This is a genomic window from Bacillus sp. 165 (assembly GCF_017742235.1).
Taxonomy (GTDB): domain Bacteria; phylum Bacillota; class Bacilli; order Bacillales; family Bacillaceae_G; genus JAGHKQ01.
The window spans coordinates 284,937-308,914 of the sequence record NZ_JAGHKQ010000004.1 but is presented as its reverse complement, the minus strand read 5'-3'; the positions used below and the strand labels follow the sequence as shown (position 1 = coordinate 308,914).

Below are 23,978 nucleotides of genomic sequence, written 5' to 3'. Positions count from 1 at the left end.
GCAGCTGTACTGTTTCGTACGCAATACCGATTACTTTATTATCAATCAATGCTTTCGTTAACTCTGGCTCTGGAGCTAGGTGTAAATATGTGAATAGAATTAACCCTTCGCGGAAATAGCCATATTCGCTTGGAAGCGGTTCTTTTACTTTCATCACCATATCCATAGACCATGCTTCTGCAGCTGCATCTACGATAGTTGCTCCTGCTTGTATATACTCTTCATTTGTAAAACCTGAACCGATCCCTGCCTGTGTTTCGATATATACTTCATGACCGAAACGAACCAAATGAACCACACCCGCCGGTGTCATTGCTACGCGGTTTTCGTTGTTTTTAATTTCTTTAGGTACACCGATACGCATCCAATCCATCCCCTTTTACATAACATGTCGTTGTATATAATTAACTAGTACTCTCACATACTAGCATTCTTTTCTCCATATCAAAAGCAGCAATATTGAAAATCCATTAAGTTTATATATTACAAATTTTCTTATTTAGTACAAACTTCTGTTAATCGAATAACAAATGTAATACGCTTGGTGGAATCAACCGTTTTATCGGCACAACTTCTAGTATATCGGCGACACTCGCCTTTTTATCAGCACAACTTCTAATATATCGGTGACACTCACCTCTTTATCGGCACAACTTCTAGTATATCGGCGACACTCACCTCTTTATCAGCACAACTTCTAATATATCGGTGACACTCACCTTTTTATCGGCACAACTTCTAGTATATCGGCGACACTCGCCTTTTTATCAGCACAACTTCTAATATATCGGTGACACTCACCTCTTTATCGGCACAACTTCTAATATATCGGTGACACTCACCTCTTTATCGGCAGATTCGACCACTATATAGACAAAATTTCATTTTTCACAAAAAATCAAAAAAATAAATATTCAAAAAATAAAAAAAATACTGTATTATATAATTGTAGATAAGATTTCGACAAAAAAATACATTATACAACAGGAGTGGACATCATGCGTAAAACTTATAACGCCTCTTTTAAAAATCTCGTACAAGAAAACAAGCAGCAGTTGCTAAATGATAAAAAAGAAATGGAAAAAATTGAAAAGCTGATTGAACAGCGTTATTCACAAAAAAGCTAGTCTGATGAAGACCAGCTTTTTTATGTACCGTTATTTAGTTTCGATATGCTTCATACCAATGATATGGTTGGATTTCTGCTAAACTTTTATATATAATTTTTCCCTCTGGTGAATATACTCCTGCTTTAACTTCAGATCCCCAGTAAAATAGACGCTCCTGGCAAACACCACAAGGAGTCAGCACTTTAAAATCTGCATATTCATCATCTCGTACAACACAAATGCTGTGAGTCACCTGTTGGTTTATTTTATGCGCTTCACAAATTGCTCCCGTTTCCATGCATAGCTCTGTAGAGGCATTAATAACTTCAGGTGCAACACTGATTAGGATTTCACCTTGATCAGTAAGCATCGCTGCCGCGCCGCCCCATCCTTTCGGGTATCGTTTTTTTATAAATTCTACAGCACAATTATATAGTTCTTCTTCTTGTTTCATATGCTCCTCCTTTAATCCAAATGAACCTCAGCTTTTTGCAATCTGCTCAAAAACTGCTTTACTTCGGGTGCTGAATGTAAAATTATGATATTCTTTTTGCCCTCTAATTCCTTTAGCCTCTCTAAAATGTGCGGTCTCTGATCTCGAGGATAATTCCATACCCATTTTATAAAGTCCCAATCTAGCTTCTCCTTACAGCCCGCCCCCATATCAGGACGAATTTTTTTATGATGCTGAATTCTTCTTTTGATCACTCTATATGTACAATGCAGACGCGGCAAAGCAAGAAAGATAATCGTGTCAGCCGCTGCCATCCTCATCTCCATTGTTGCAAAATAATTACCATCCACAATCCAGCTCTCTTGTTCCATAATAGGTTGGATTTGTTTAATAAACTCCTCTCTTGGCGTTTCCACCCATCCCTGTTTCCAATATAGCGCATCTAAATGATGAACCTGAATCCCCAAAATTCCTCCTAGTCTACGAGCAAGCGTGGATTTACCTGCGCCGCCGGAACCAATCAGTAGAATTTTCTTCATCAGCATTCCCCTTCTCGTAATATTAAATAATGGCTTACTTTTCCAATCAAGTCTTCTGTTAAAAAACCTAGAGCTCGGTACAATTTATCCGCATCAGAATTACTTGTCCATAGGGTAAGCATGCAAAAATGCTGCTTTGCAGCATGAATGATATTCTCCATCAACAGCCGTCCCACCCCATGCTTACGAAACTTCCTCAATACATAGAGATGTCGCACTCGACCAATCGTAGTATCTTGTAAATACGGATCCTCGCTCAGTCCACAAATCCCTGCCAATTCACCATCTATATAAGCCCCAAACAACACTTCTCCCTGTTTACTGAACGTATTTATTTCTCCCTTATACTCTTCTACCAATCTTTCGATAAATTTATGTCCTTCCATTACGCTGTCTTCCAAAAATGGCTGCATATCAGCATATATCAAATGTGTTATTTTATGAATCACTATTTCTTTTCCCAATCCAATCTGCCTCCTATTTTGTTCCCCTCTTTTATATCTCTGTTAGTTTTTTTCGTATCAGTCTATAAAAAACGCAGACGACTACGCCTATCAATACTTCCGCAGCCTAATTCTTTTGTTCTCTCTTAAACCACATTACTCCTGTTCATATAATCCCTCTCTTTTAAAAATACCGAAGTATACTAAAAAAGGCTTTTATACTAGTACAAGCTTGTGCCGAAAAACATACTATACTAGTACGGATAACCAATAGGGACATTCTCTCATAGGAGATATATACCTACAAGACTATCTCAATTAGTCACGATTGATAGAAAGAAGGCGCTCATTTGTTTGAAGTTAACTCCATTATTACAATATTAGCCTTTTGTGCAACTATGCTAGTCATATTCTGGCGACCCCGAGGATTAAATGAAGCAATTCCAGCCACTATCGGAGCATTAGTAGTTATCATAAGCGGAACCGTATCTTGGACGGATTTAATGGATATCAGCTCTAAGGTTACAGGCGCAGCCATTACTATTATTGCAACTATTATCATGGCAATCGTATTGGAAAGCTTTGGATTTTTCCATTGGTGCGCTGCTCAGCTTGCAAGCAAAGCAAGAGGATCAGGTATCCGTTTATTTTGGTATACGAATCTTCTTTGCTTTCTTATGACTCTGTTTTTTAACAACGATGGAAGTATTCTTATAACGACTCCTATTCTACTAATGCTTCTGCACCATCTACGCTTAAAAAATCATCAAAAAATCCCTTATCTATTAAGCGGCGCATTAATTGCCACTGCCTCTAGTGCACCGATCGGCGTAAGTAACATAGTGAATTTGATTGCTCTGAAAATTGTGCATATGGATTTATATATGCACACAGCTATGATGTTTGTTCCTGCTACGCTCGGTCTTTTGTTTATGTCGTTTATGCTGTTTATAGTCATGTATAAAGAAATACCGAAAAAATTGACTACTCAATATGTAAACGAAAACTTTGCTAGAAAGTCTTTTCATCCGCTGCAAGCAGCACCACCTGCTGAATCACAGCAACAGCGAACAAAATTCATGGTGAAAATTTTATTATTTGTGTTATCCGTACGCATCGGTTTGTTCATTGCTTCCTATTTCGGTGTTTCTGTCAGCTTAGTTGCTGTAATCGGCTCTTTTATTTTACTTGCTTGGCGCTGGTATGCTTTAAAACTTACCCCTTTTGACATTCTCAAAAAAACGCCGTGGTACGTACTAGTTTTCGCATTTTCAATGTACGTTATTGTTTATGGTCTTCACAATATCGGTTTAACATCCTATCTTATCTCAACCTTAAAACCGCTCGTTGCCAATAACTTATTTAATGCAAGCCTTATAATGGGTGGCGTATTAACCATTCTATCTAACATTTTTGATAACCACCCGGCTCTTATGGTTGGAACACTCACACTTACAGGAATGGGACTTGACCCTATTACATTAAAAACCATCTATTTAGCCAATATCATTGGAAGTGATATGGGATCCTTGTTACTACCGATAGGAACGCTTGCAAGTTTAATGTGGATGCACATCGTCCGTAAAGGGAAGGTAAAGATAGGCTGGAACAAGTATATGAAGGTGACATTTATCGTTATCCCCCCTACGGTCCTATTTACCTTGCTTTGTTTATATGCTTGGATAAAATATGTAGTCTCTGGACTGCTATAACCTAGAAAAAGATACACTAATAAAGGAGAAGGTTAGCTTGATTGATTTTAATAATTATTTAAATAAACCTATACAATTAACTGTATCGGGGAATAAGATTTTTTCAGGAGTTCTCATTGACAAAGGTTCTGATATCATAGTGATTTTTGATGGAAAAGACTTTTTCTACTTGCCCATTCTCCATATTCAAACCATTTCCACTACTGTCCACGAAGCAGAACACTTACTAATGAACCAGCTCACTGATACTGTTTTTAAAGTACCCAATGATCTCCCGCTCGTAGAGCTTACAGACTCACTTTCCCTTCGAAAGGTCTTGATGACGGCAAAAGGACTATTTGTAGAGCTTTTTACTACAAGCACACAAACTCTACATGGCTATATCACCCATGTTATGAATGACTATTTCACCTTCTACTCTCCCGTCTATCAGACACTGTATATTCCATTACAGCATTTAAAATATTTGGTACCTTACGATACAGAACAAACTCCTTATTCTCTAGGAAAAGAATCCCTTCCTTTACAGCCGACTCAAGTAAAAGCAGCCCGAACATTTGAAGAGCAGCTCAAAAAATTTATAGGGCACATTGTAATTTTTGATTTGGGACAGGACTACAAGCGTGTAGGAAAACTTGTACAAATACACGATAAACAAATCGAATTAGTAATTGCACGGGATGAAACAGTTTATTTAAATTTACAGCATGTCAAAACAGTTCATTGTCCTTCTTATCAACTATCCAACTAGAAAAACAGCAGGGGCATCTTCCCTGCTGTTTTATTTATCTGTATCCTTCACTATTTTTGACGATACAAGCTTTAATCATAAAATAACTGATTTCCTCCGGTAATTCTTCCTTAATCGGCTTCAGCCGTTCTGCTCCGATTCTAGAAATTACTTCGTTTATCATCTCTTCATACCGAGGTGTAAGAATTGCATTCCACTCTAGCTCTAATCCCTCAGTCGCACATTGAAATATATGATTTTCGATTGTGATAACAGACAGACCGCGTTCTTTGGCAATCTCCGGTATCGCATACCCTTGCTTATACAACTTGTATGTCGCAAGGTGAGATGGCTCCTTTCGTTCTGTTTTCAGTACCTTTCGTTCCCCTGCAGGTGCTTCTTCGTTAGATTGCTCTTGAATGACACGAATAAATCGGTGACCGTAGCGCCGTTGTTTTTGTGTGCCTACTCCTTTTACTCCAAGCAGCTCGTCTTCTGTTTTTGGGAGCTTTACACACATATCGCGCAGCGTATGGTCAGAAAAAATAACAAACGGAGGTACACTTTCCTCTGAGGCGATTTGTTTTCTAAGCTGCCGCAGCGCTTCAAACAGCTCGTCGTTTGCTGCAACTTGAACCATTTCTACTTGCTCTTTACGCAAGACTTGTTCGTTGCCAACTAATACTTCTCGTCCTTTACTTGTCACAACAAGTACCGGATACTGACCGCCTGTAACGCCAATGTATTGTTCCGATATCAGAAAATCGATAAAATCCATGACATCCTTAGCTGACCTTTGTTTCATAATTCCATATGTCGACAGCTGATTAAATCCAAGCTCGATTACTTTTTTATTAGAAGATTCTGTAAGTACTTGACTAATCATCGTTTTGCCGAATCTTTCTCCCATACGAATCATGCACGAAAGCACCATCTGCGCCTCTCTTGTTACGTCCACTGAAATGCGTTTATCGGTACAATTGCTGCAACGGCCACAGGGGACAGGATTTTCTTCTCCAAAATACTGCAAAATAAAAGATTGTAAGCACCCTTCTGTATGACAATAATCTTTCATTTGATGCAACTTCTGCAACTCTCGACGCTTTCGACCATCATGATGTGACTGTTCGATTAAAAAACGCTGAATTTGAACATCTTGCGCAGTATAAAATAAAACACATTCACTAGGTAAACCGTCACGCCCGGCTCTCCCCGCTTCTTGATAGTAACTTTCCATATTTTTAGGAAGCTGGTAATGAAAAACGTATCGTACATTACTTTTATCAATACCCATTCCAAAAGCATTTGTCGCCACCATGACTGTCACATCATCTTGTAAAAATAAATCCTGCTGCTTAGCACGCTCACTGTCACTCATCCCCGCGTGATATCGACCAGTTTCAATTCCTTGCTTTTGGAAGTGAGTATATAAATGATCCACTTCTTTTCGAGTCGCCGCATAAATAATGCCTGCTTCCTGTTTATTTTGCAAAATATACTTAGTTAGAAAATCAAGACGGTTTTGTCCTTTTACAATGTTAAAGGATAAATTTGTCCGCTCAAATCCAGTTACAATCGTACTTTCCGTGGGAATATTGAGCAATGTACAAATATCTTCCCTTACTTCCGGAGTCGCAGTAGCAGTCAATGCGAGGATCGGAGGTTTATTCGGAATATATTCCATAAGACTTTGTATTTTTAAATAGCTCGGACGAAAATCATGACCCCATTGTGAGATACAGTGTGCTTCATCTACTGCCACTAATGAAACCGGCAGTTGCTCCAAAACATCCATAAATTGAGGAGAATCCATACGTTCCGGTGCTATGTATAACAGCTTGTATTCTCCGTGCTGTAATCTAAGCAAACGCTCTTGTATCTCTGAAGTCGATAATGTACTGTTTAAAAATGTCGCAGAAATTCCCACTTGTCGCAGCGCATCCACTTGATCCTTCATAAGAGAAATAAGCGGAGAAATAACGAGGGTAATTCCGGGAAGTATAAGAGCAGGGATTTGATAACAAATAGATTTACCGCCTCCAGTAGGCATAATACCCGCCGTATTTCTACCGTCCAGAACACGCTTAATAATTTCTTCCTGCCCCTTACGAAATGATGGATAACCAAAGTATTGCTGCAAATGGTGGATTGCTTGTGTAAACACGTATGTCCTCCTCCTTTCCTAATAGTTATATTATACATGATAAAAGATCAACAATGGCTTGCAAACGCAACAAGAGAGCGGTCCTTTTTATAGGACCGCTCTCTTTCCATATTCTTATTATTTAAAGCATTAATATGGCATTGGCATATTATTTGGACCCATATGTGCAGGCATTGTTGATGGCATCATTGGCATATTGTTTGGACCTATGTTTGCAGGCAGTGTTGACGGCATCATATTATCTGTTGCTGGTGATACCATTGTCGGTTGATATGGCATCGGCATCGGCATTGGCATTGGACATGGCATTGGATAGATTGGCGGACGACAACATCCGCATCCCCAAAAACGGTGCATAATAAATTCCTCCTTAGCAAAAAGTATGCTTCCCTTCATATCGTATGTTTAAAATAAAAAAGTGGGAGAAAGGACCTAGCCTATTTTCTAAGTTTAAACTCATTAATTGCTTAATAAAGAAACGGTAAACCGCCCTTCCAATGCACCGAGTTGAGTATACGAAATTATTGTCCATACTAAAAAAGACTCCCAAATGGGAGTCTTTTTTAACTGCTTACTTTTGAACGTTAGCAGCTTGAGGTCCGCGAGCACCTTCAACGATTTCGAAAGTAACTTCTTGACCTTCTTCTAAAGTTTTGAAGCCGTCGCCTTGAATAGCGGAGAAGTGAACGAATACATCGCCTTTACCTTCTGCTTCGATGAAACCGAAACCTTTTTCTGCATTAAACCATTTAACTTTACCTTGTAACATAATGTTCCTCCTGTGTGACAATCGCCACAATTGTATTACTATTCTTGCTCTACATAATCATCCAAGACAAAAACCTCTGTATCAGACAGTTATTATGCCTGTCATATACCGAACAAAAATAATTAAGTTCATTATAACATGCATATTTAGAAAATGGAATAGAAAAGTGAACAAGATTTTTGGGAAATATTGAGCCACTCTCAAAGCTTATTTGCATTCCGTGCATTATGTTCATTCTTTTTATCGTTTCCGCTCAATCCATTCCTCTTTCAACATCCCATATACAACCATATCTTAATATTCGCTATATAAATACAAGGCAGACCTGATAGTCCCTTCTTCAGTAAAGCCTAGATTTTCAGGAATGGCCCTGCTTTTTCCATTGCTGGCTACACACTCAATCTCTACCTTGTTTAACTTCAGGCTTTCAAATGCATACTGAATAAAAAAAGGAACAGAACTCGCAACAATACCTTTTCCTTGATAATCCTCATGAATCCAGTATCCTAAGCTAATGCGCTTGTTCTTCTTATCCATTGTATTGAAGCCAATAATTCCAATGAGCTGATTTTGATATAATAGCCCCGTTTTAAGCCTTTCTCCCATAACATACCGCTGCGCATATTTCTCTATCTTCGGATAAAAATCTGTTTCATCCCCAATAGTATCGACCCATTCAATCCATTTTTTAAAATAGGCTCTCGCTGAATCAACAATCTCAAATAATCTCCATGCATCTCCTTTTTCTAATAATTTCAAACTCACTTCGTCGTCAATTTTGTATGTAAACATAGGCTTTTCATCTTCAATTCCATGTTAAATAATACTAGTGTATCCATGAATATGATGTTGTTTTCATTTTCACTGCATTTTATACAATCAAAAATCTTCTACTCATCTCATTGGAAACATACAGAAAAACTGCTACAATAAGGAAAATGCTTACAAAATACAAAGTTCGTAAAAAGGAGATGGAAACCCATGCACCTTCATCAAGCGAAACTGCGTATGCAAGCACTAGAAACACTTTCTGGACAAAAGTTAAACGAAGAATCCAATGCTGTATTTAACTATTCTATTACCATTATCGGAATCGCAGTTATTTTATATCACTTTTTTATGTAATAAAAACAGGCACTGAGGCATTCTCGTGCCTGCTTTTATAAAGAAAGGAACTAATTTTTCTTATCAAAACAAGGCTGTCCTTTTCTGAAGAACAGCCTTGTTCGTTAATGACCTGCCGATTGATCTAACCCACCTGGTTTATTAAATATCGCTACACGCTCTACTAATGTTGCACTTGCCTGATTTAAGCCAACCACATTAGTCTGGATGTTGTTCTGGTGAAATTTAATGACCACTTTATCGATGGCGTTCGCACCCGATTCATCCCATATATGAGCTTGCGATAAATCTATATCCGCAGTCTTTACAACTTGTTGCTTGAACTCAAAGGAAGAAACAAAATCTGTAACAGATGCGAAGAATAACTGTCCTTCTACCACATACGTCATCTTTTGTAACACTTCATCATGAGTAGCAACTACCTTTATTTTTGAAATCTTGGATGCAAAGAAGATTGCACTTAATAAAACCCCTAAAATAACACCGATTGCCAAGTTGTGAGTCACTACAACTACCACAACTGTTGCTATCATTACAAGCGCATCTGCCTTTGGAAGCTTATGCAGACGTTTTAAAGAGCCCCAATCAAACGTACTGATAGATACCATCACCATAACCGAAACTAACGCCGCCAGCGGAATTTTTACTACCACTTGATTTAAAACAAAAATTAAAAACATGAGAAAAACCCCAGCTGTAAATGTGGAAAGACGCCCGCGTCCTCCTGACTTGGTATTGATAACAGACTGACCAATCATAGCACAGCCAGCCATACCTCCAAAAAATCCAGTTATAATATTTGCAATTCCTTGTCCCCTGGACTCCTTATTTTTATCGCTTTGTGTATCAGTCATATCATCTACAATTTGCGCTGTTAATAACGACTCAATTAACCCGACCAATGCCAATGATAAAGCATATGGGAAAATGATACGCAATGTCTCCAGGTTCAACGGAACATGAGGAACAAAAAAGCTTGGAAGCGCATTTGTGATTGTTCCCATATCTCCAATCGTCTTTACATCGCTTCCTGTATAAATAGCGATAATCGAGATTATAATAATTGCAACTAACGGAGACGGCACTATTTTTGTAATTCTTGGAAACAAATAAATAATTACCAGCCCTCCAGCTACCATTGCATACATAGGCCAAGATTCACCTGAAAAAGCAGGCAATTGTGCCATAAAAATAAGAATCGCTAATGAATTCACAAATCCGACCATTACTGAACGAGGAATAAATTTTACCAACTGCCCCACTTTCAGCATCCCAAGTGTAATTTGAATTATTCCTGTCAAAATTGTAGCCGCCAGCATATACTGCATGCCATGCTCCTTCACTAAACCAACCAATACTAGTGCCATAGCACCTGTAGCAGCGGAAATCATGCCCGGTCGTCCACCGACAAAAGCGATAACAATGGCTATGCAAAACGAAGCATATAGTCCGACCATTGGATTTACATTAGCAATAATGGAAAATCCAATTGCTTCCGGAATCAATGCCAATGCAACTACAATTCCTGATAAAACATCTGCGCGAATATTAGAAAACCATTCTTGCTGCAATTTCTGCATTTTAGCACCTCTTTCTATTAAATTATCAATTTCCATTGATTTCCACCGTATGGAAATCGGGGCCGACACAACATGTCGTATTATACGGAAAAGGAAATTTTTTGACAAGGATTAATTTGTTACATAAATCTAGTAACAACAAAAAACGGCTATACCTCAAAGAGTTCAGCCGTTTTTTTCTTTTTACAATGTTAGAAACCGTACATTCACATAAATAATTCATAAAAAGAAAGACTGATTAGATTATTTTCCATTTTTTAGTTACTTTTAAAACAAGGGGGAAACAGAATGGATTTAAAAAAACAAGTGCAGGACCAATTCGGCAAACATGCCCATTTGTATGTAACAAGTGAAAATCATGCCCAGGGTGAAGATTTAAGCGCTATGTCTGCGATTGCAGGCGCAAATAACTCTATGACCATGCTCGACATCGCAACAGGCGGAGGACATGTTGCTAATCGATTTGCCTCTATCGTTAAAAAGGTGGTGGCGTTAGATCTTACGGACAGAATGCTGCAGCAAGCAGAAGCATTTATAAAAAACAACGGCCATTCAAATGTTGAATTTGTACAAGGAGACGCAGAAGCTCTTCCTTTTGCAGACAATAGCTTTGATATCGTTACATGCCGTATTGCACCGCATCATTTCCCAAACATCGCTTCATTTGTAAAAGAAACCTATCGTGTACTAAAAAAGGGCGGTGTATTTTTGCTCATTGATAATGTGGCACCTGAATGTGGTGAGCTAGATGCGTTCTATAATACAGTGGAAAAAAGACGAGACTTGAGTCATCATCGGGCATTGAAAAAAACAGAGTGGCTGAATTTATTAGAAATATCTGGATTTACAATCGAGCAAATGATAAGCTTTACCAAAACATTTTCATTCAATTCATGGTTTGACCGAATGGGAATGCCACTCTCCGATAAACAGGAGCTGGAGAACTTTATTCTACAAGCTCCTGACTATATTCATAACCACTTTTGCGTGAAAGAAAAAGATGGAAGACTAGAAAGCTTTCAAGCGCAATCTGTCTTAGTAAAAGTAAAAAAGCGGTAGATAAAAAACTATGGCAGGATGCTAACGGGTTCCGACAAGGGAGAGAAAACTGGACATAACTTACCTTTTAGGGTGTGAAATCTTATATGATCCCACATCCTTCTTGTTGTTAAATCAATGTTTTCAATTAATTTTCGAACCAACTATCACTAACTTAAACCACACAATTAGTAATAGGACCATAGTAATTGTCCATCATCCAAATCGTATGCTATTTTTATTGTTAATTTCCCTACTAAAATCCACAAAAAAAGAGCCGATAACAAACTATCAACTCAAATGTTTTACTGATGCACATAATTTGCGTACTACCCAACAAATGCCTCTGTTGTTTTTTGTCTTCCTTTTTAAATATAATCCCCCGTAACAAATTCAAACAAATAATTTAATGTCATTATGTTATACTATTTTTGGTTAAAATTCACAATATTGAGGTGAATCTATGAGAGTATTAAATAAAGTGATTGTGGTAACAGGAGCTGGAGGCGGAATTGGACGAGAAATTACTTGTCAACTTTTAGAAAAAGGAGCAAGAGTTGCTGCAATCCTCAACAAATCAGGCTTGGAAGAAATCCAAACGTTATCAAATGTATATGGTAACAAGATATCGACTCACATAGCTAATTTAACCCGAAGAGAAGAAGTGGAAAGACTTCCAGAAGAGATCATCTCAATACATGGAAGCGTGGATGGAATTATTAACAACGCCGGAATTATTCAACCGTTTGTCAACGTAAACGAGCTTGATTTTGAAAGAATTAAGTTGGTTATGGATGTTAACTTCTATGGTACGCTTTATATGTGTAAAGCGTTCTTACCACACCTTTTAAAAAGACCAGAAGCACACATCACTAATATCTCCAGCATGGGAGGGTTCATTCCAGTTCCAGGTCAATCGGTTTACGGCGCTTCAAAAGCTGCTGTAAAGTTATTAACAGAAGGACTTCATTCTGAGTTTAAAGATACAAAAGTTGGGGTAACCGTTGTTTTACTAGGTGGAGTAAACACAAACATTGTACAAAACTCTGGTGCAGAAATAGGAATAGAAATCAGCGAAAACCAAAAGCGTATGCTACTGAGCGCAGAAAGAGCAGCAAAGCTCATTATTAAAGGAATGGAAAATAATAAATGCCGAGTAATAGCAGGGAAAGATTCTAAGCTTATGGATTTTTTCTACCGTATTAACCCTATAAAAGCAACAGACCTGCTTGCCAAAAAATTAAAGTTACAAGAATAGCAAAAAGAAACGAAACAATCCTTTTTATTCCTAATGGCCTTTCATATGACAATAAGATTTTAAAAACGGGTGTTACATATTTCATATACAATACGAGATATGTAATACCCTTTGTTATTCAAGTGATTTTAAAAAAGTTGCAAACCTTCTACTATTGTCTCCCCCGTTCAAACTGAATAAGAAACCAGTCCTCGACCTCTTCAAGGACAACAGTTCATCTATACCCCTTTATACCATTCTCAAATGCTTGTAAATCATCATTCTCTATTCCAAACAGCGCTTCCTGTAAAGCGAAAGTGCTTTTATAAAAATGCATACGCGTTACCATATGATCTATCCCTGAATACTCCTCTGCTATCATCGTGAAAAACTCCTCGTCGTACGATAAAAGACCCGCAAAATCATATGCAGGATCACCCAGCCCTGCTCCGCCAAAATCTATGACTCCTGTAATTGTATTCCCCATAGCATCCCATAAAATGGTAGCTGGGTTCAGGAACAGGACTCGATATAAATTTATTAATTCTCTCCAAAATATAAATCTCTTTTTCAAGCTTCTCAATGCCTCCTATATATTTAGGAAACCGAAAGACATATTCCTTATTGATAATCAATACATCGTTGTTTTGACCAATGATATTATGCTCTACAGTTTGAATATGTAAATTAGGATATATTTCTTGAATACGTTGGACATACATACTGTCTTTTGTCATATAACTCCTTCCTTCTATGTCTATATGCTTTCCCACATTACTTCTTGATTCGCTCTATCAAATCAGCAACTTCACGTGAATCATAACGGGATTGCGCCCGCAATCCTTGTATAATATTCCGCCGTTCCTGTTCCGGCTTGTTTTGACTAATCTTCCATTTCCCTTCCAATTTCATAATATGAATCTTAAAGCCTACGATACCTGTCGTTAATTGATGGACATATTCTGTTCGCTGTTCTATATTCCAAGAATGTTCCATTTCTTTTTCATGAAACTGAGAAAGCTCTGCCAACATACTTAGCAACTCGCCCTTATCTTCCACAATTTCGAGCTGGCCATATACATGGACTGCTGTATAGTTCCATGTCGGCACATTGTTTTTTCCTTCATACCAGGAGGCCGATACATAGGCATGGGGACCTGAAAAGACAACCAGTACATCTTTCCCATTTACAGTTTTCCAATGTGGATTAGCTTTTGCGAAATGACCGGTTAACATGATATTTTCTCCCTCTTGTTTTACATGAAACGGCAAATGAGTCGCTTCCGGTACCTCACCATAATTGGAAAAGAGAATACCAAAACTGTTTTTTCTAATAAATTCTAAAAGTACAGGTATATCTTCTTGCTTAAAATGATTTGGAATGTACATGAGCATCTCCTTTTTACAAGCTTTTATTCCTTTAAACATTCTTTATTGTTTTTGAAAATTAAGCATCAATATTTATTGCATTCTAATAATTCGACAAAACACATTCTTTTCCTATTCTAAAAAAAGAAACAATCCGCTGCAGGAGGGATTGCTTCTTCCTTTTGACTTCCACCTTCCTTATTTTCACCAATTGCTTCAATTATTACTGTATCTGTCTTAGCATGCAAAAATTTTCCCAATCTGCAGCAACGCTCCCGCACTCTTTAATCGTCAAATAATAATACGGGAGGAATAAGCCGCATAAAGAAGCTTACAAACTTCTCATTTTTTCAATAGATCCCAGCTATTCAAACTATAAGAATATACAGATCAAATACTCCATTTTGTATCCTGCTTCTCTTCTTTTCTGCTTTTATACTTCCAACCCCATTTGTTTGAGATGATGCTCCATATGCTCAACATAATCGATGATCAGCCATTTTAACGTAACCGTGTCTCCGTTATAAAGCTTACATATGCTGCTGTACTTATCCTCTGGAATATTCAAAATCGTCCGAATTACAGCTTTATTTAACGAAAGCCACAGCTGTAACATCTCCTCAACCCTTGCCTCTTGGTGCTTCTGCAATAGAACCCATTGCTCTTGTTCATACTTATGCACAAACGATATGGGCTTTTCGATTTGCGCTTTAATAAACCGGGTGAGATTATTGACCGCAGAGTCACATAGATGACCTAAAATTTCTTTTTTGGACCACTTGTTTGGAGCCGATCGAATAGATAATTCTTCTTCCGAACAAAGAGCTAATCTCGCAGGAACTGCTTCCATCAAGTATGATAGTCTCGCAATGATGTCTTTCACTAAGCATACCTCCCACGTGAATTTCCTTTCCCTCATCCATTATATGTAGTAGGTCTCCAGTTTAGAAAACGAAAACGGAATCACTTATTTCCCTCTTATCAGAAGCGTGTCTCACTGTCCCTTTGTATCTACTCTTCGATTCTGCTCATCTGCACTTCAATGTCTTTCTCTTTTTCACATATCTCTTCCTATTTTACTATAAAAATACAACTGTATAAAAATGTAAAAATATCTTGACTCTATTCTAAACTAAAAGATAGTATAGAAAGAAAATTATACAAACAGGAATCGTTTCTTTAGTCAAGGGGGAGCATCATGAGGAATATTATTATTGATGAAACATGGAGCTTAATTGTAGAGCGAGGTTTTCAAAAATTTACGATGCAGGACCTTGCTGAAAAACTACATATTAGTAAGAAAACAATCTATGTGTTATTTAAAAACAAACATCAATTAATCAGCGAAGCTGTTAGCTATATTATAGAAAATGAGATGGAGATGACATTATCTTGCTTAAACCAAAAAATAACATATAAAGAAAAGCTCCAGGCTGTCATTCATTATTACTATAATTACCGTTTCCCCAAAAATGTCCTTGAAGAGATGAGAGCTCATTTCCCGCATGAGTGGGGAAAAATTGAACGTTTAAATCAATTTAAAATTACTCTATTCAAAGATATCTATATGACAGGAGTAAAAGAAGGGGTATTTCGCAACGATGTCAACCCTGTCATGATTGAAACAATTATTGACGGTACAATTACTAAACTGCTGTGTACAAAACTTTTAACCGAACGCGATATGAAACTCAATGAAGCATTGGAAGATTTACATAAAATTCTTATAAGAGGAATTGAGAAGCAGTAAGAGGCTACTTTCTTATTGCTTCTCTCTTTTTTATATCGGATAATACAAATCAACACTTTTGCAGTATTCGCTTCACTATCTCAGGAAGCACCGTGAGGACAATACTTTCTTCTTCCATAGAAAAACTGTTAAGATAACTAACATCCCCTGTATTTACCTTTTTTTTATACCTTTTAAGAATTTAATATAACTTGAAACCAGCCCTAAGCATCGGTTTTTTCCGACAAGTTAAAAATGGAGCGTTCTTTCATATCTATTTTCTCTTTTGCAGTATAAACAGCAAACATAGAAACATGATTGATTAAATATAACATAAAAGATTAATTTTTCCATAATCAGGACAAGTGTCGTCTCGTCCACCTTCTATTTGCCATATATTATTGATATAGACAGGGGGTGCTAGGACCATGCCAAAAAAAAACAACGACCAAATGCATTTAATTTTGATTACTATTTTGACCATCCTTGCTCTCAGAGACTAATAAATGGTTTATAAATAATAAAAAGAGCCAATCTGCTGGCTCTTTTTCTATTTCCTTCTTAATCTTACAGGCGAATTCCACTACGGTACATTTGTCATTTTAGTGAAAAAACTACGTTTGTCCTAGGATATTTGTCCATACTCATTTGTCCATCTATGCATATGGTATGGTGTAAAGAGTTTTAAAGAGGAAATTACAAAGGAGAGGGGTACTTTTGAATACCTTTTTTAAGCTGTGGAGACAACAGCAGCAGGTTGACAATACCAGTGTGCAAAGCGTAAGTCAAGAATCCGCTGCAAATAATCAAGCTGCAGCAAATACTCAAAATAATAATGAGAGGAATAATGAAATGGCAAATAATAGAGAAGTTGATAAAAATATTGCGACGATTACAAATTCAGGAAACTCCCATATTAACATGAACGTAGGTCCGAATGACCTTACACCAGATCAACTGCAAGAACAAGCAACAGCAGCTTTAAACCCATCAAACCGTGCAAGTGTTAACTCTGAATTAAATAGTGCATTAATTCCGTTATTGGCTCAATTATTAACAAACTCCTTAAGAGAGAATGACTAATATGTTTACCCATCCAGTTTATTGGAGGGCATTGGCAGCAGCAAGAAATAACACGCGACTTACAACCAACAATATAATCGCCCAGCAACTTGCTGCTGCCGACACCCGTAATACACGAAACAACAATACCCAACAAGCTGCTGCCAACACCGCAAATGCACAAAGTAACAATACCCAGCAGACTGCTGCCAGTTCAGATAATAAGCAAAACAACAGTACCCCTCAAGAAGCGGTCAGAAATGAAGCTTCTATTAAAGGGAGCGGCAATTCGCATGTAAACCTTAACGTAAATGTTGATAATTCTGCCCTTGCATATGCACTCACCTCGTTACTGCGTGCTAATAACACCATAAATGAGAACCAATTTGACCAAATCCTCAAAGGCTTAAAAGACTTGACTGGAAATCAACAAATACCTGCTTCCACTGAAAATGTTTTAGGGGTATCTGCCGAACAATCTCTTCCAATGGCGAATACACTTCCGATACGTGATGATGTCCCCATTCAAGATGCACATACAGGGTCCTCATCCTCAGCTTTTCCCCGCGTGACCATGATTGTAGATGAAGATGACACAGAAAAAAGAGTAAATACACGAAAAAACACAGCTCCTATACATGCAAGCTCTTCCAACCTACCTACAAAATTGGAAGGAGAAAACTTTACACGTAAGGGAGTACCACTGTTCGAAAAGGAACGTCTGTCTACGAAAGAGCTAGAGGCCATTTCAGATAAAATTGTCATCAATCATGAAAATAAAGACATGGCCCCTGAGCTGAAAAACCGTCCGCAAAAGGACAATAGAAAGCGACATACTAACCCTCACAACTCTCCTGGAACACGGCGTACATTTTTTTAATCCCACATGAATCGACATGCTGGGATTTTTCTTTTCTTAATTAATTTAAATTCCCACTATTTCAAATTTTCTTCCTGTCACGTACTTCTCAATATATCGCCCCCTATCGAAAAGAACCTTTGTTCTGGTGTATACTATTAACAGATTGGAGGGAATCTATTGAAACCTATTTTAGTAGTAATGGCTGTTTTTTTGCTAGCTTCTTGCAGCAGCCCATCTGTCAGTCTAGACGAATCAGTCGAACTTGTTCGTACAGGCAAGCCTGAAGCAGCTGTCCATTCTTTAGAAACATACTATAAAAAAGAGCCCAACAAAAAAACCCTACATTTACAGCATCAGGTCGAATCTTACATACAAGCCAAACAAGAAGTAGAGAAAGGCAATCTAGAAATCGCTGTACTTTTACTTACAGAGATACAAAATGACAGCAGCATCCATCCGCTTATGATTCACTTACAGCAAAATGCAAAAGAACTGCAAAATCAAATTCAAGTGCTGGCTAAGATGAAAACAGAACTGCAAGCCTCGCTCGTAGATGTAAAAATACAGATACAAAACAAAAAATACAACCAAGCAAAAAAAGAAATAAACAGCATAGAAAAAATAGCCAAGGACTACCCTTCACTTCATGCTATCTATAAGGAAGCTCATGGATTGAAGCAACAACTCAAATAATTTTTTTCGTAATAGTTTGATTTTTTTGTCGATTAGTATAGGAATCTCGTTCTATTTGTTCTAGAATAGAAGGGTAGAACAAATACGAAGGGGGCAGCTATGATGAATATATCGAACCACACTCTTGATAGCTTTGTAGGATTCTATTTTGGAGATATTAAAATACCGATTATTGCCGTATACGAAAACCCTGCTGATTTTCCAGGCAAATATGTTGCACGTTTATTTGACTTGCAGCAAATCACTAACTACATTATCGTAAAGGATACTCTGGCAGAAATTAGAGAATGCATACCTTCTGCATTCAATAAGATGCCTCGTTCTCAGGAAGACGACCCAACTATTTTAGAGATTTGGATGTAAATAGAAACAGCACTGCTAAAAGCAGCGCTGTTTTTTATAACCTCAGCCTATAATCAGTTACTTATTGCCAGATATTGCAGAATCTACAAGCACTGCATTAACAGCCACGAATTCTCAAATCTTTCGTTTGCTAGATCCTCTTTTGTAATACAATAGTACAGCATGCCGCTGTCACCCCACAGCATGTTCAAATTCTGTTCATCAGAATCTACTTGCAGCAGCAAGACATATTCATCCTGTCGTTTTTCCGTCATATCTGCAATTTCCTCAAATACCTCATTTTGCAGTGCGCGGGGATATCCCAATATCTGATGATAATCATACGTTTCTGGATACAATTCCTCCACCATAGCATAATACTTATCCGAGTCAGCTTCATCTTCAATAAACAATTCTTGCAATCGTTCTTCCTCCCAAAATGAAAGAGCACATTGCGGATACACATGAGAGGCACCTTGTACAGTCTGCAGCTCCGATACATCCCCGTCAAAATAAAGTACGCGCCAGCCGTCCTTTTGATGAGGCTCCCCCCAAACTATATCATCCCCTGCATCTTCAAGATAAAAGAAATACAGCATGCCTTTGTGCGGCAGTACGGATGCTTGCGAAAATACGGCTAGTTCAGTTAAGTTAAGCTGCGCGATAAATTGTAAAGGAATATCCTTATATGTTGGATATTCCCAATCTTTTGGAAAATCAGGAAAACCTCCCATTTTAGATTGTCCTTCAGGAATCATTTCTTGACGTTCCGGTTTTACCATAATAGTCGGAAATACCATATTAACAATATCAGCATGCATATGAGACAAGCCGTATCGTTTAATCGCATCTTCTAATTTTTGACGCATGTATCATCACCTCTAATTCATTATAACCTTTTAATTAGAAAATAAGAGTTCTAAAAAAGCCTATACAGACGATGCTGTACAGGCTTTTTTCTACTTCAACACTTTTTCGGCTTCGACGATGCGTTTCATCGCTTTCATTTGACCAAGGTGATCAGCTTCGTGATACAACATCATACCATAGAGTTCTCCGATTGTTTCCAATCCTAAAAACGGCTCTGGCAGTGCTTTTTCAAATACTTCTGCTGGAATTGTTTTGATGCGCTCCACTTGCTCCTTTAGCTGTACTACGAGCACTTCTAATGAAGGTGCTTCAGTTGTCCACTCAGACGGTTTTGTACCGTTTCCGAAAAGAGTTCGATACTCGCTTGGCAAATGCTTGAACTCTCTGCCGAACATAAACAATTCCGCTGCTGACAACACGTGACCAATATGCCAACGAATTGTATTATTGAAACCCTCCGGCTGCTTGTCCGCTGTCTCAGCGTCCAATGTTTCCATAAACTTTAATAATGCTCCTCGTGTCAAATCAAATTGTTTTAACCCAGTTATTCTGTTCATTCAATCGCATCCCTTCTATGTAATATCACTTTTACTGTATCAGAATCCTCTTGAAAATGCTTCTAAAAAAACTTGACGAAATACTACAATATCTAGATTGCTTTAATATGTAAAAGACGAATGCAATTAAGTCCAGTTGTAACTTTCTTTTTCTTACATGTTACATCTCCCATGTCCATTAATGAACATGGGAGATGTCTTTGATCAAAGGATACAACGCACACCCCGTCGAAACTATCTAATAAGCAATCTATATTTAAAGGGGGATATAACAAAGTGGGTTTCTCACTGGAACTCATCCGCATTGTTCTTATACTTATCATTTTAGGAAGATTACTTAGCAACTGTATTACTTTCTTCTATGAAGCTATAGGATTACACGTAGACTCTAGTGCATACAACCTAATTGTGGGAGCAGCTGCTTTATTGCTTTTATTTGTCCTTTATCGAAATAAGCTGCAGTTTTCCGGATGGTACAGTGGCAAAAAGAAGAAAAAGCTCCAAAAACCGCTTTCACTTATACTGATTTGTTGTTCTATTTTGCTATTGATTGCCGCTCCCTTTTTAGGATAATAGACTCCTTTACGAAGCGTTTCGACTCTCTGAAGTATACCGTGCAAGCTTTTCGATGGCCGTAATTACGTCGTTAAGCTTACCTTCAATTCTATGAAGCAAATACAGCGTAACAACAATGGGAAACCCTACTTCGCTGACAAGCGGAATCCACTCATTCATCGCCTAACCCTCCCTTCTTTTTCCTTTTATCACTAAAACCTGCACTTTATATATAACTTGTTCTTTTCATAATGGGTTTTTAATGTACTATTACAAAGCTTTCCATTTTAAATCAAATATATTATAAGTAACTGTACATACTAATAAAAAATATAAGGAGTGATTTCGATGAGAATCTTATACTATATACTAATCGGCCTTTTAATCATCTTTTTACTTCGTTTAATTTTCTAGTTTTGCGGAAACAATCACAAGGAGCGACTGAAAATGCGAATTTTATATATCATTTTAGTTGGTATATTACTTTTATTTCTTTTAAAATTTGTAATTGGAGCAGCGTTCATTATCATCAAATGGGTTTTCATTCTATTTACAGCAGCTGTGATAGGATATTTTGCAATTTCGCTGTTTAAACGGGGCTAATCACAATTGCAATTTTAAAATGGACCATTATTCTGCTTGCTGCCTTTCTTGTTTCTTTATTTACCTAATAAAAAAGACGGAGCGAAAAACTCCGTCTTTTTTATTTTCTACACATGACAACTATAAACAGCGTAATTACCTCCTGTTTCGGATTATTTGCAGCTATCCTCTAAAAACTCTTTTGCTCATCCTATTAACGCTTGAATCTCTTCTTTATAATTTCCACGGATAATTCCTTTTTCAGTAATAATTGCTGTAATCAGTTCATTAGGTGTCACATCGAATGCAGGGTTATACACACTGATTCCTTCAGGAGCCACACGTGTTCCTTGAATATGTGTTACCTCTTCTTCTCTTCGTTCTTCTATTACGATTTCATCTCCTGTTGCCAACGTTGAATCGAACGTCGATAATGGAGCAGCCACATAAAACGGAATGTTAAAATACTTTGCTAAAATTGCTAGGCCGAATGTTCCTATTTTATTGGCTGTATCACCGTTTGCCACGATGCGATCTGCTCCTACGATGATGGCACGAATCCCTTTTTCTCTAATCGTATGGGCTGCCATGTTATCGGTAATAAGGGTTACATCTACCCCTGCTTGTTGGAGCTCCCAAGCTGTAAGCCTCGCTCCTTGCAGCACTGGCCGCGTTTCACTTGCGTACACCTTTAACTCTATTCCTCTTTGTTTTGCGATATAAAACGGGGCTAACGCTGTACCATAACGTGCTGTTGCGATACTTCCCGCATTACAAATAGTTAACACACTGTCCCCCTCACCCAATAAAGTAAGCGCATGTTCTCCAATTATGCGGCATACCTCCTCATCTTCTTGCTGAATGCGAAGTGCTTCTTCCTCGACACATAATTTCGCTTCCTTCACTGTTAGCGACGAGGCTGCACTCGCCGTCACTCGATCTAATGCCCAAAATAAATTCACCGCTGTCGGACGAGAACTGGCTAAATAATTTCGATCTCTCCATAGCCAGTTCAAAAATAACTCCATATCGTTCGTCTCGTATTGTTTCGCCGCCAAAGCCAAGCCAAAGGCCGATGTAATGCCGATAGCCGGCGCACCGCGCACTTCTAAATCTACAATACTTTTCCATACTTCTTCCAGTGTACGCAAATGCTTATACTCCACTTGGGTTGGAAGCTTCGTTTGATTTAATAAAATAATCGAATTATCGTTCCATGTTACAGAACGCGGAATACTAAATACTGTGCTCACACTTGTACTTCCTTTCGTTGCAGTGTTCTCTCAAACAGATAGCGGAACAAGCCTGTATTAACTGATGTATTTTCCTGAACAAGTAACGCTTTGCCAAGATGTAAAGCATGCGTCTTTGCTCTTAACCTATCTTCTTTATTTTCAATGCTATCTAAGTCTGCCACATGTGCTAGCCCAATGGTTCGGCGCACTATTTCACATCCAGCAAACCCAACTGCATCCTCAAATATATGTTGTAAAACTGACGGCAGCCACTCTTTCGTTTTCGTATACACTTCGACCCCTTCTTCTTCCCACAACTGCGTAAACGTTTCTTCAAATACCTTCCATGTATTCTCGATATGATAAAATATACTCTCTCTCTTTTCCTCTGTTCGTGAAACTGCATTGAGTAATAAATTTGCAAAAAACTGCCCTAAATCAAAGCCAATAGGTCCGAATGTCGCAAATTCTGGATCAATCACCTTTGTTTCCGTTTCTGAAGCAAAAATGCTTCCCGTATGTAAATCGCCGTGTATCAGCGCTTCTTTTCTCGTTAAAAACTTATATTTTAAGCGGGCTGCTTGTAGTTTCAAGCTTTTATCCTTCCATAAAGAATGAATAACAGGCTGCAACTCCGGCTCAAAATCGTTCGTTTCATAGTCAGCAAACGGATCAGTAAAAACTAAATCTTCTGTAATTTTACATAAGTCCGGATTCACAAACTGACCATCTAACTCACGTTTTTCAAATGCCTGCAATCCAAAATCTGATGTATAAAATAATGTTTTCGCTGTATATGTACCAATATGTTCAGATAAAAGCGGATACTCTTCCCCTTCAATTAATCCTTTTCTAGCAATCATTAAGCGAGATAAATCCTCCATGACAGTAACTGCAAGCTCTTCATTGTGATAATATACTTTTGGAACAAAGTCTGGTACGTATTTTGCAAATGTACGAAGCGCATTACTTTCAATAGTCGCCCGTTTTAACGACAGCGGCCAGCTTTCACCCACAACCTTCGCATACGGCAACGCTTGCTTGATAATAATCCCTTTCTTTCCATCCTCTATATGAAATACTAGATTCAGGTTTCCATCTCCAATTTCTTCACAAATAACAGCTGCATCCTCTGTAAAATATCCTAGTTGCGTTGCCAATTGAATCGCAGCTTCTTCTGTTAACGGCTTATAAGTTGTCATTAATTTCTCCCCCTTAATCTG

30 protein-coding genes and 1 pseudogene are annotated in these 23,978 nt (G+C 37.9%); 13 read left to right on the top strand and 18 right to left on the bottom strand.

The genetic code is table 11. The features are described from left to right. A pseudogene (locus J7Q84_RS09365) lies at positions 1–364 on the bottom strand (alanine dehydrogenase); the annotation flags it as partial. Positions 365–998: 634 nt separating this feature from the next. On the opposite strand from J7Q84_RS09365, the gene J7Q84_RS09360 reads away from it, so the two are divergent. Next, positions 999–1,127, top strand: a complete 129-nt coding sequence (locus J7Q84_RS09360; RefSeq protein ID WP_209094253.1) for an FbpB family small basic protein — start codon at positions 999–1,001, stop codon at positions 1,125–1,127. 34 nt (positions 1,128–1,161) lie between these two features. Here J7Q84_RS09360 and J7Q84_RS09355 read toward each other — a convergent pair whose 3' ends face one another. From J7Q84_RS09355 to J7Q84_RS09345, 3 genes are read right to left on the bottom strand one after another with little or no spacing between them, the layout of a single operon-like run. Beyond that, positions 1,162–1,563 carry a cytidine deaminase gene (locus J7Q84_RS09355; protein ID WP_209094252.1) on the bottom strand — a complete coding sequence of 134 codons (402 nt, stop codon included), beginning with the start codon at positions 1,561–1,563 and terminating at the stop codon, positions 1,162–1,164. Between the two features lie 11 nt (positions 1,564–1,574). Beyond that, complete coding sequence (locus J7Q84_RS09350; RefSeq protein ID WP_209094251.1) at positions 1,575–2,102, bottom strand: DNA topology modulation protein; 528 nt, start codon at positions 2,100–2,102, stop codon at positions 1,575–1,577. Beyond that, the gene (locus J7Q84_RS09345) at positions 2,102–2,566 is read right to left on the bottom strand and encodes a GNAT family N-acetyltransferase (RefSeq protein ID WP_209094250.1); all 465 of its coding nucleotides are present in this window, start codon (positions 2,564–2,566) and stop codon (positions 2,102–2,104) included. Before J7Q84_RS09345 ends, J7Q84_RS09350 begins: the two co-directional genes overlap by 1 nt. A gap of 329 nt (positions 2,567–2,895) precedes the next feature. On the opposite strand from J7Q84_RS09345, the gene J7Q84_RS09340 reads away from it, so the two are divergent. Together J7Q84_RS09340 and J7Q84_RS09335 are read left to right on the top strand one after the other, a co-directional pair. After that, positions 2,896–4,257: an arsenic transporter gene (locus tag J7Q84_RS09340; RefSeq protein ID WP_280635579.1), complete on the top strand. Its 1,362-nt coding sequence runs from the start codon at positions 2,896–2,898 to the stop codon at positions 4,255–4,257. Positions 4,258–4,294: 37 nt separating this feature from the next. Further along, entirely contained in the window at positions 4,295–5,008 is a 714-nt protein-coding gene (locus tag J7Q84_RS09335) for a DUF2642 domain-containing protein (RefSeq protein ID WP_209094249.1), read from the top strand. 34 nt (positions 5,009–5,042) lie between these two features. On the opposite strand, the gene recQ is transcribed toward J7Q84_RS09335, so the two are convergent. The 4 genes from recQ to J7Q84_RS09315 all read right to left on the bottom strand — a co-directional run bounded on the left by recQ (position 5,043) and on the right by J7Q84_RS09315 (position 8,712). After that, positions 5,043–7,151 carry a DNA helicase RecQ gene (gene recQ, locus J7Q84_RS09330; RefSeq protein ID WP_209094248.1) on the bottom strand — a complete coding sequence of 703 codons (2,109 nt, stop codon included), beginning with the start codon at positions 7,149–7,151 and terminating at the stop codon, positions 5,043–5,045. A gap of 129 nt (positions 7,152–7,280) precedes the next feature. Continuing rightward, on the bottom strand, positions 7,281–7,508 hold the full coding sequence (locus J7Q84_RS09325; RefSeq protein WP_209094247.1) for a hypothetical protein: 228 nt from the start codon (positions 7,506–7,508) through the stop codon (positions 7,281–7,283). A gap of 214 nt (positions 7,509–7,722) precedes the next feature. Beyond that, on the bottom strand, positions 7,723–7,920 hold the full coding sequence (locus J7Q84_RS09320) for a cold-shock protein (protein WP_209094246.1): 198 nt from the start codon (positions 7,918–7,920) through the stop codon (positions 7,723–7,725). A gap of 294 nt (positions 7,921–8,214) precedes the next feature. Next, the gene (locus tag J7Q84_RS09315) at positions 8,215–8,712 is read right to left on the bottom strand and encodes a GNAT family N-acetyltransferase (protein ID WP_209094245.1); all 498 of its coding nucleotides are present in this window, start codon (positions 8,710–8,712) and stop codon (positions 8,215–8,217) included. 189 nt (positions 8,713–8,901) lie between these two features. Here J7Q84_RS09315 and J7Q84_RS09310 point away from each other — a divergent pair, with 189 nt between their 5' ends. Next, on the top strand, positions 8,902–9,045 hold the full coding sequence (locus tag J7Q84_RS09310) for a hypothetical protein (protein WP_209094244.1): 144 nt from the start codon (positions 8,902–8,904) through the stop codon (positions 9,043–9,045). A gap of 104 nt (positions 9,046–9,149) precedes the next feature. On the opposite strand, the gene J7Q84_RS09305 is transcribed toward J7Q84_RS09310, so the two are convergent. Beyond that, positions 9,150–10,625, bottom strand: coding sequence for a SulP family inorganic anion transporter (locus tag J7Q84_RS09305; RefSeq protein WP_209094243.1), 1,476 nt, complete (start codon positions 10,623–10,625; stop codon positions 9,150–9,152). Positions 10,626–10,913: 288 nt separating this feature from the next. Here J7Q84_RS09305 and J7Q84_RS09300 point away from each other — a divergent pair, with 288 nt between their 5' ends. Next, positions 10,914–11,684 (top strand): class I SAM-dependent methyltransferase, encoded by a 771-nt coding sequence (locus J7Q84_RS09300; protein ID WP_209094242.1) that lies wholly within the window; start codon positions 10,914–10,916, stop codon positions 11,682–11,684. A 442-nt stretch (positions 11,685–12,126) separates the two neighbouring features. Further along, on the top strand, positions 12,127–12,921 hold the full coding sequence (locus J7Q84_RS09295) for an SDR family NAD(P)-dependent oxidoreductase (protein ID WP_209094241.1): 795 nt from the start codon (positions 12,127–12,129) through the stop codon (positions 12,919–12,921). Between the two features lie 214 nt (positions 12,922–13,135). On the opposite strand, the gene J7Q84_RS09290 is transcribed toward J7Q84_RS09295, so the two are convergent. From J7Q84_RS09290 to J7Q84_RS09280, 4 genes are all read right to left on the bottom strand, one after another. Then, entirely contained in the window at positions 13,136–13,474 is a 339-nt protein-coding gene (locus J7Q84_RS09290) for a phosphotransferase family protein (protein WP_348519841.1), read from the bottom strand. A 200-nt stretch (positions 13,475–13,674) separates the two neighbouring features. After that, entirely contained in the window at positions 13,675–14,289 is a 615-nt protein-coding gene (locus J7Q84_RS09285) for an FMN-binding negative transcriptional regulator (RefSeq protein ID WP_209094240.1), read from the bottom strand. A gap of 116 nt (positions 14,290–14,405) precedes the next feature. Continuing rightward, the gene (locus J7Q84_RS18575) at positions 14,406–14,528 is read right to left on the bottom strand and encodes a hypothetical protein (RefSeq protein ID WP_280635578.1); all 123 of its coding nucleotides are present in this window, start codon (positions 14,526–14,528) and stop codon (positions 14,406–14,408) included. Positions 14,529–14,701: 173 nt separating this feature from the next. After that, on the bottom strand, positions 14,702–15,151 hold the full coding sequence (locus tag J7Q84_RS09280) for a DinB family protein (protein WP_209094239.1): 450 nt from the start codon (positions 15,149–15,151) through the stop codon (positions 14,702–14,704). 315 nt (positions 15,152–15,466) lie between these two features. Here J7Q84_RS09280 and J7Q84_RS09275 point away from each other — a divergent pair, with 315 nt between their 5' ends. The 5 genes from J7Q84_RS09275 to J7Q84_RS09255 all read left to right on the top strand — a co-directional run bounded on the left by J7Q84_RS09275 (position 15,467) and on the right by J7Q84_RS09255 (position 18,977). Continuing rightward, entirely contained in the window at positions 15,467–16,018 is a 552-nt protein-coding gene (locus tag J7Q84_RS09275; protein ID WP_209094238.1) for a TetR/AcrR family transcriptional regulator, read from the top strand. A 696-nt stretch (positions 16,019–16,714) separates the two neighbouring features. Next, positions 16,715–17,080, top strand: coding sequence for a hypothetical protein (locus J7Q84_RS09270; protein ID WP_209094237.1), 366 nt, complete (start codon positions 16,715–16,717; stop codon positions 17,078–17,080). Between the two features lie 31 nt (positions 17,081–17,111). After that, on the top strand, positions 17,112–17,939 hold the full coding sequence (locus tag J7Q84_RS09265; RefSeq protein ID WP_209094236.1) for a hypothetical protein: 828 nt from the start codon (positions 17,112–17,114) through the stop codon (positions 17,937–17,939). 159 nt (positions 17,940–18,098) lie between these two features. Next, positions 18,099–18,614, top strand: a complete 516-nt coding sequence (locus tag J7Q84_RS09260) for a hypothetical protein (RefSeq protein ID WP_209094235.1) — start codon at positions 18,099–18,101, stop codon at positions 18,612–18,614. 99 nt (positions 18,615–18,713) lie between these two features. Then, the gene (locus J7Q84_RS09255; protein WP_209094234.1) at positions 18,714–18,977 is read left to right on the top strand and encodes a hypothetical protein; all 264 of its coding nucleotides are present in this window, start codon (positions 18,714–18,716) and stop codon (positions 18,975–18,977) included. An 83-nt stretch (positions 18,978–19,060) separates the two neighbouring features. On the opposite strand, the gene J7Q84_RS09250 is transcribed toward J7Q84_RS09255, so the two are convergent. Together J7Q84_RS09250 and J7Q84_RS09245 are read right to left on the bottom strand one after the other, a co-directional pair. After that, positions 19,061–19,825: a YwqG family protein gene (locus J7Q84_RS09250; protein WP_209094233.1), complete on the bottom strand. Its 765-nt coding sequence runs from the start codon at positions 19,823–19,825 to the stop codon at positions 19,061–19,063. Between the two features lie 90 nt (positions 19,826–19,915). Next, the gene (locus J7Q84_RS09245) at positions 19,916–20,383 is read right to left on the bottom strand and encodes a DinB family protein (protein WP_209094232.1); all 468 of its coding nucleotides are present in this window, start codon (positions 20,381–20,383) and stop codon (positions 19,916–19,918) included. A 276-nt stretch (positions 20,384–20,659) separates the two neighbouring features. Between J7Q84_RS09245 and J7Q84_RS09240 the strand changes: the two genes are divergently transcribed. Continuing rightward, positions 20,660–20,956, top strand: coding sequence for a hypothetical protein (locus J7Q84_RS09240; RefSeq protein WP_209094231.1), 297 nt, complete (start codon positions 20,660–20,662; stop codon positions 20,954–20,956). 9 nt (positions 20,957–20,965) lie between these two features. On the opposite strand, the gene J7Q84_RS09235 is transcribed toward J7Q84_RS09240, so the two are convergent. Next, positions 20,966–21,118, bottom strand: coding sequence for a YvrJ family protein (locus J7Q84_RS09235; RefSeq protein WP_209094230.1), 153 nt, complete (start codon positions 21,116–21,118; stop codon positions 20,966–20,968). Between the two features lie 267 nt (positions 21,119–21,385). Between J7Q84_RS09235 and J7Q84_RS09230 the strand changes: the two genes are divergently transcribed. Next, positions 21,386–21,541, top strand: coding sequence for a hypothetical protein (locus tag J7Q84_RS09230; protein ID WP_209094229.1), 156 nt, complete (start codon positions 21,386–21,388; stop codon positions 21,539–21,541). Positions 21,542–21,726: 185 nt separating this feature from the next. On the opposite strand, the gene mtnA is transcribed toward J7Q84_RS09230, so the two are convergent. Then, a complete protein-coding gene (gene mtnA / locus J7Q84_RS09225; RefSeq protein WP_209094228.1) occupies positions 21,727–22,773 on the bottom strand; it encodes an S-methyl-5-thioribose-1-phosphate isomerase in 1,047 nt (348 codons plus the stop codon). Beyond that, positions 22,770–23,957 (bottom strand): S-methyl-5-thioribose kinase, encoded by a 1,188-nt coding sequence (mtnK, locus tag J7Q84_RS09220; protein ID WP_209094227.1) that lies wholly within the window; start codon positions 23,955–23,957, stop codon positions 22,770–22,772. The genes mtnA and mtnK overlap by 4 nt, the downstream gene beginning before the upstream one ends. Between the last annotated feature and the right edge of the window lie 21 nt (positions 23,958–23,978).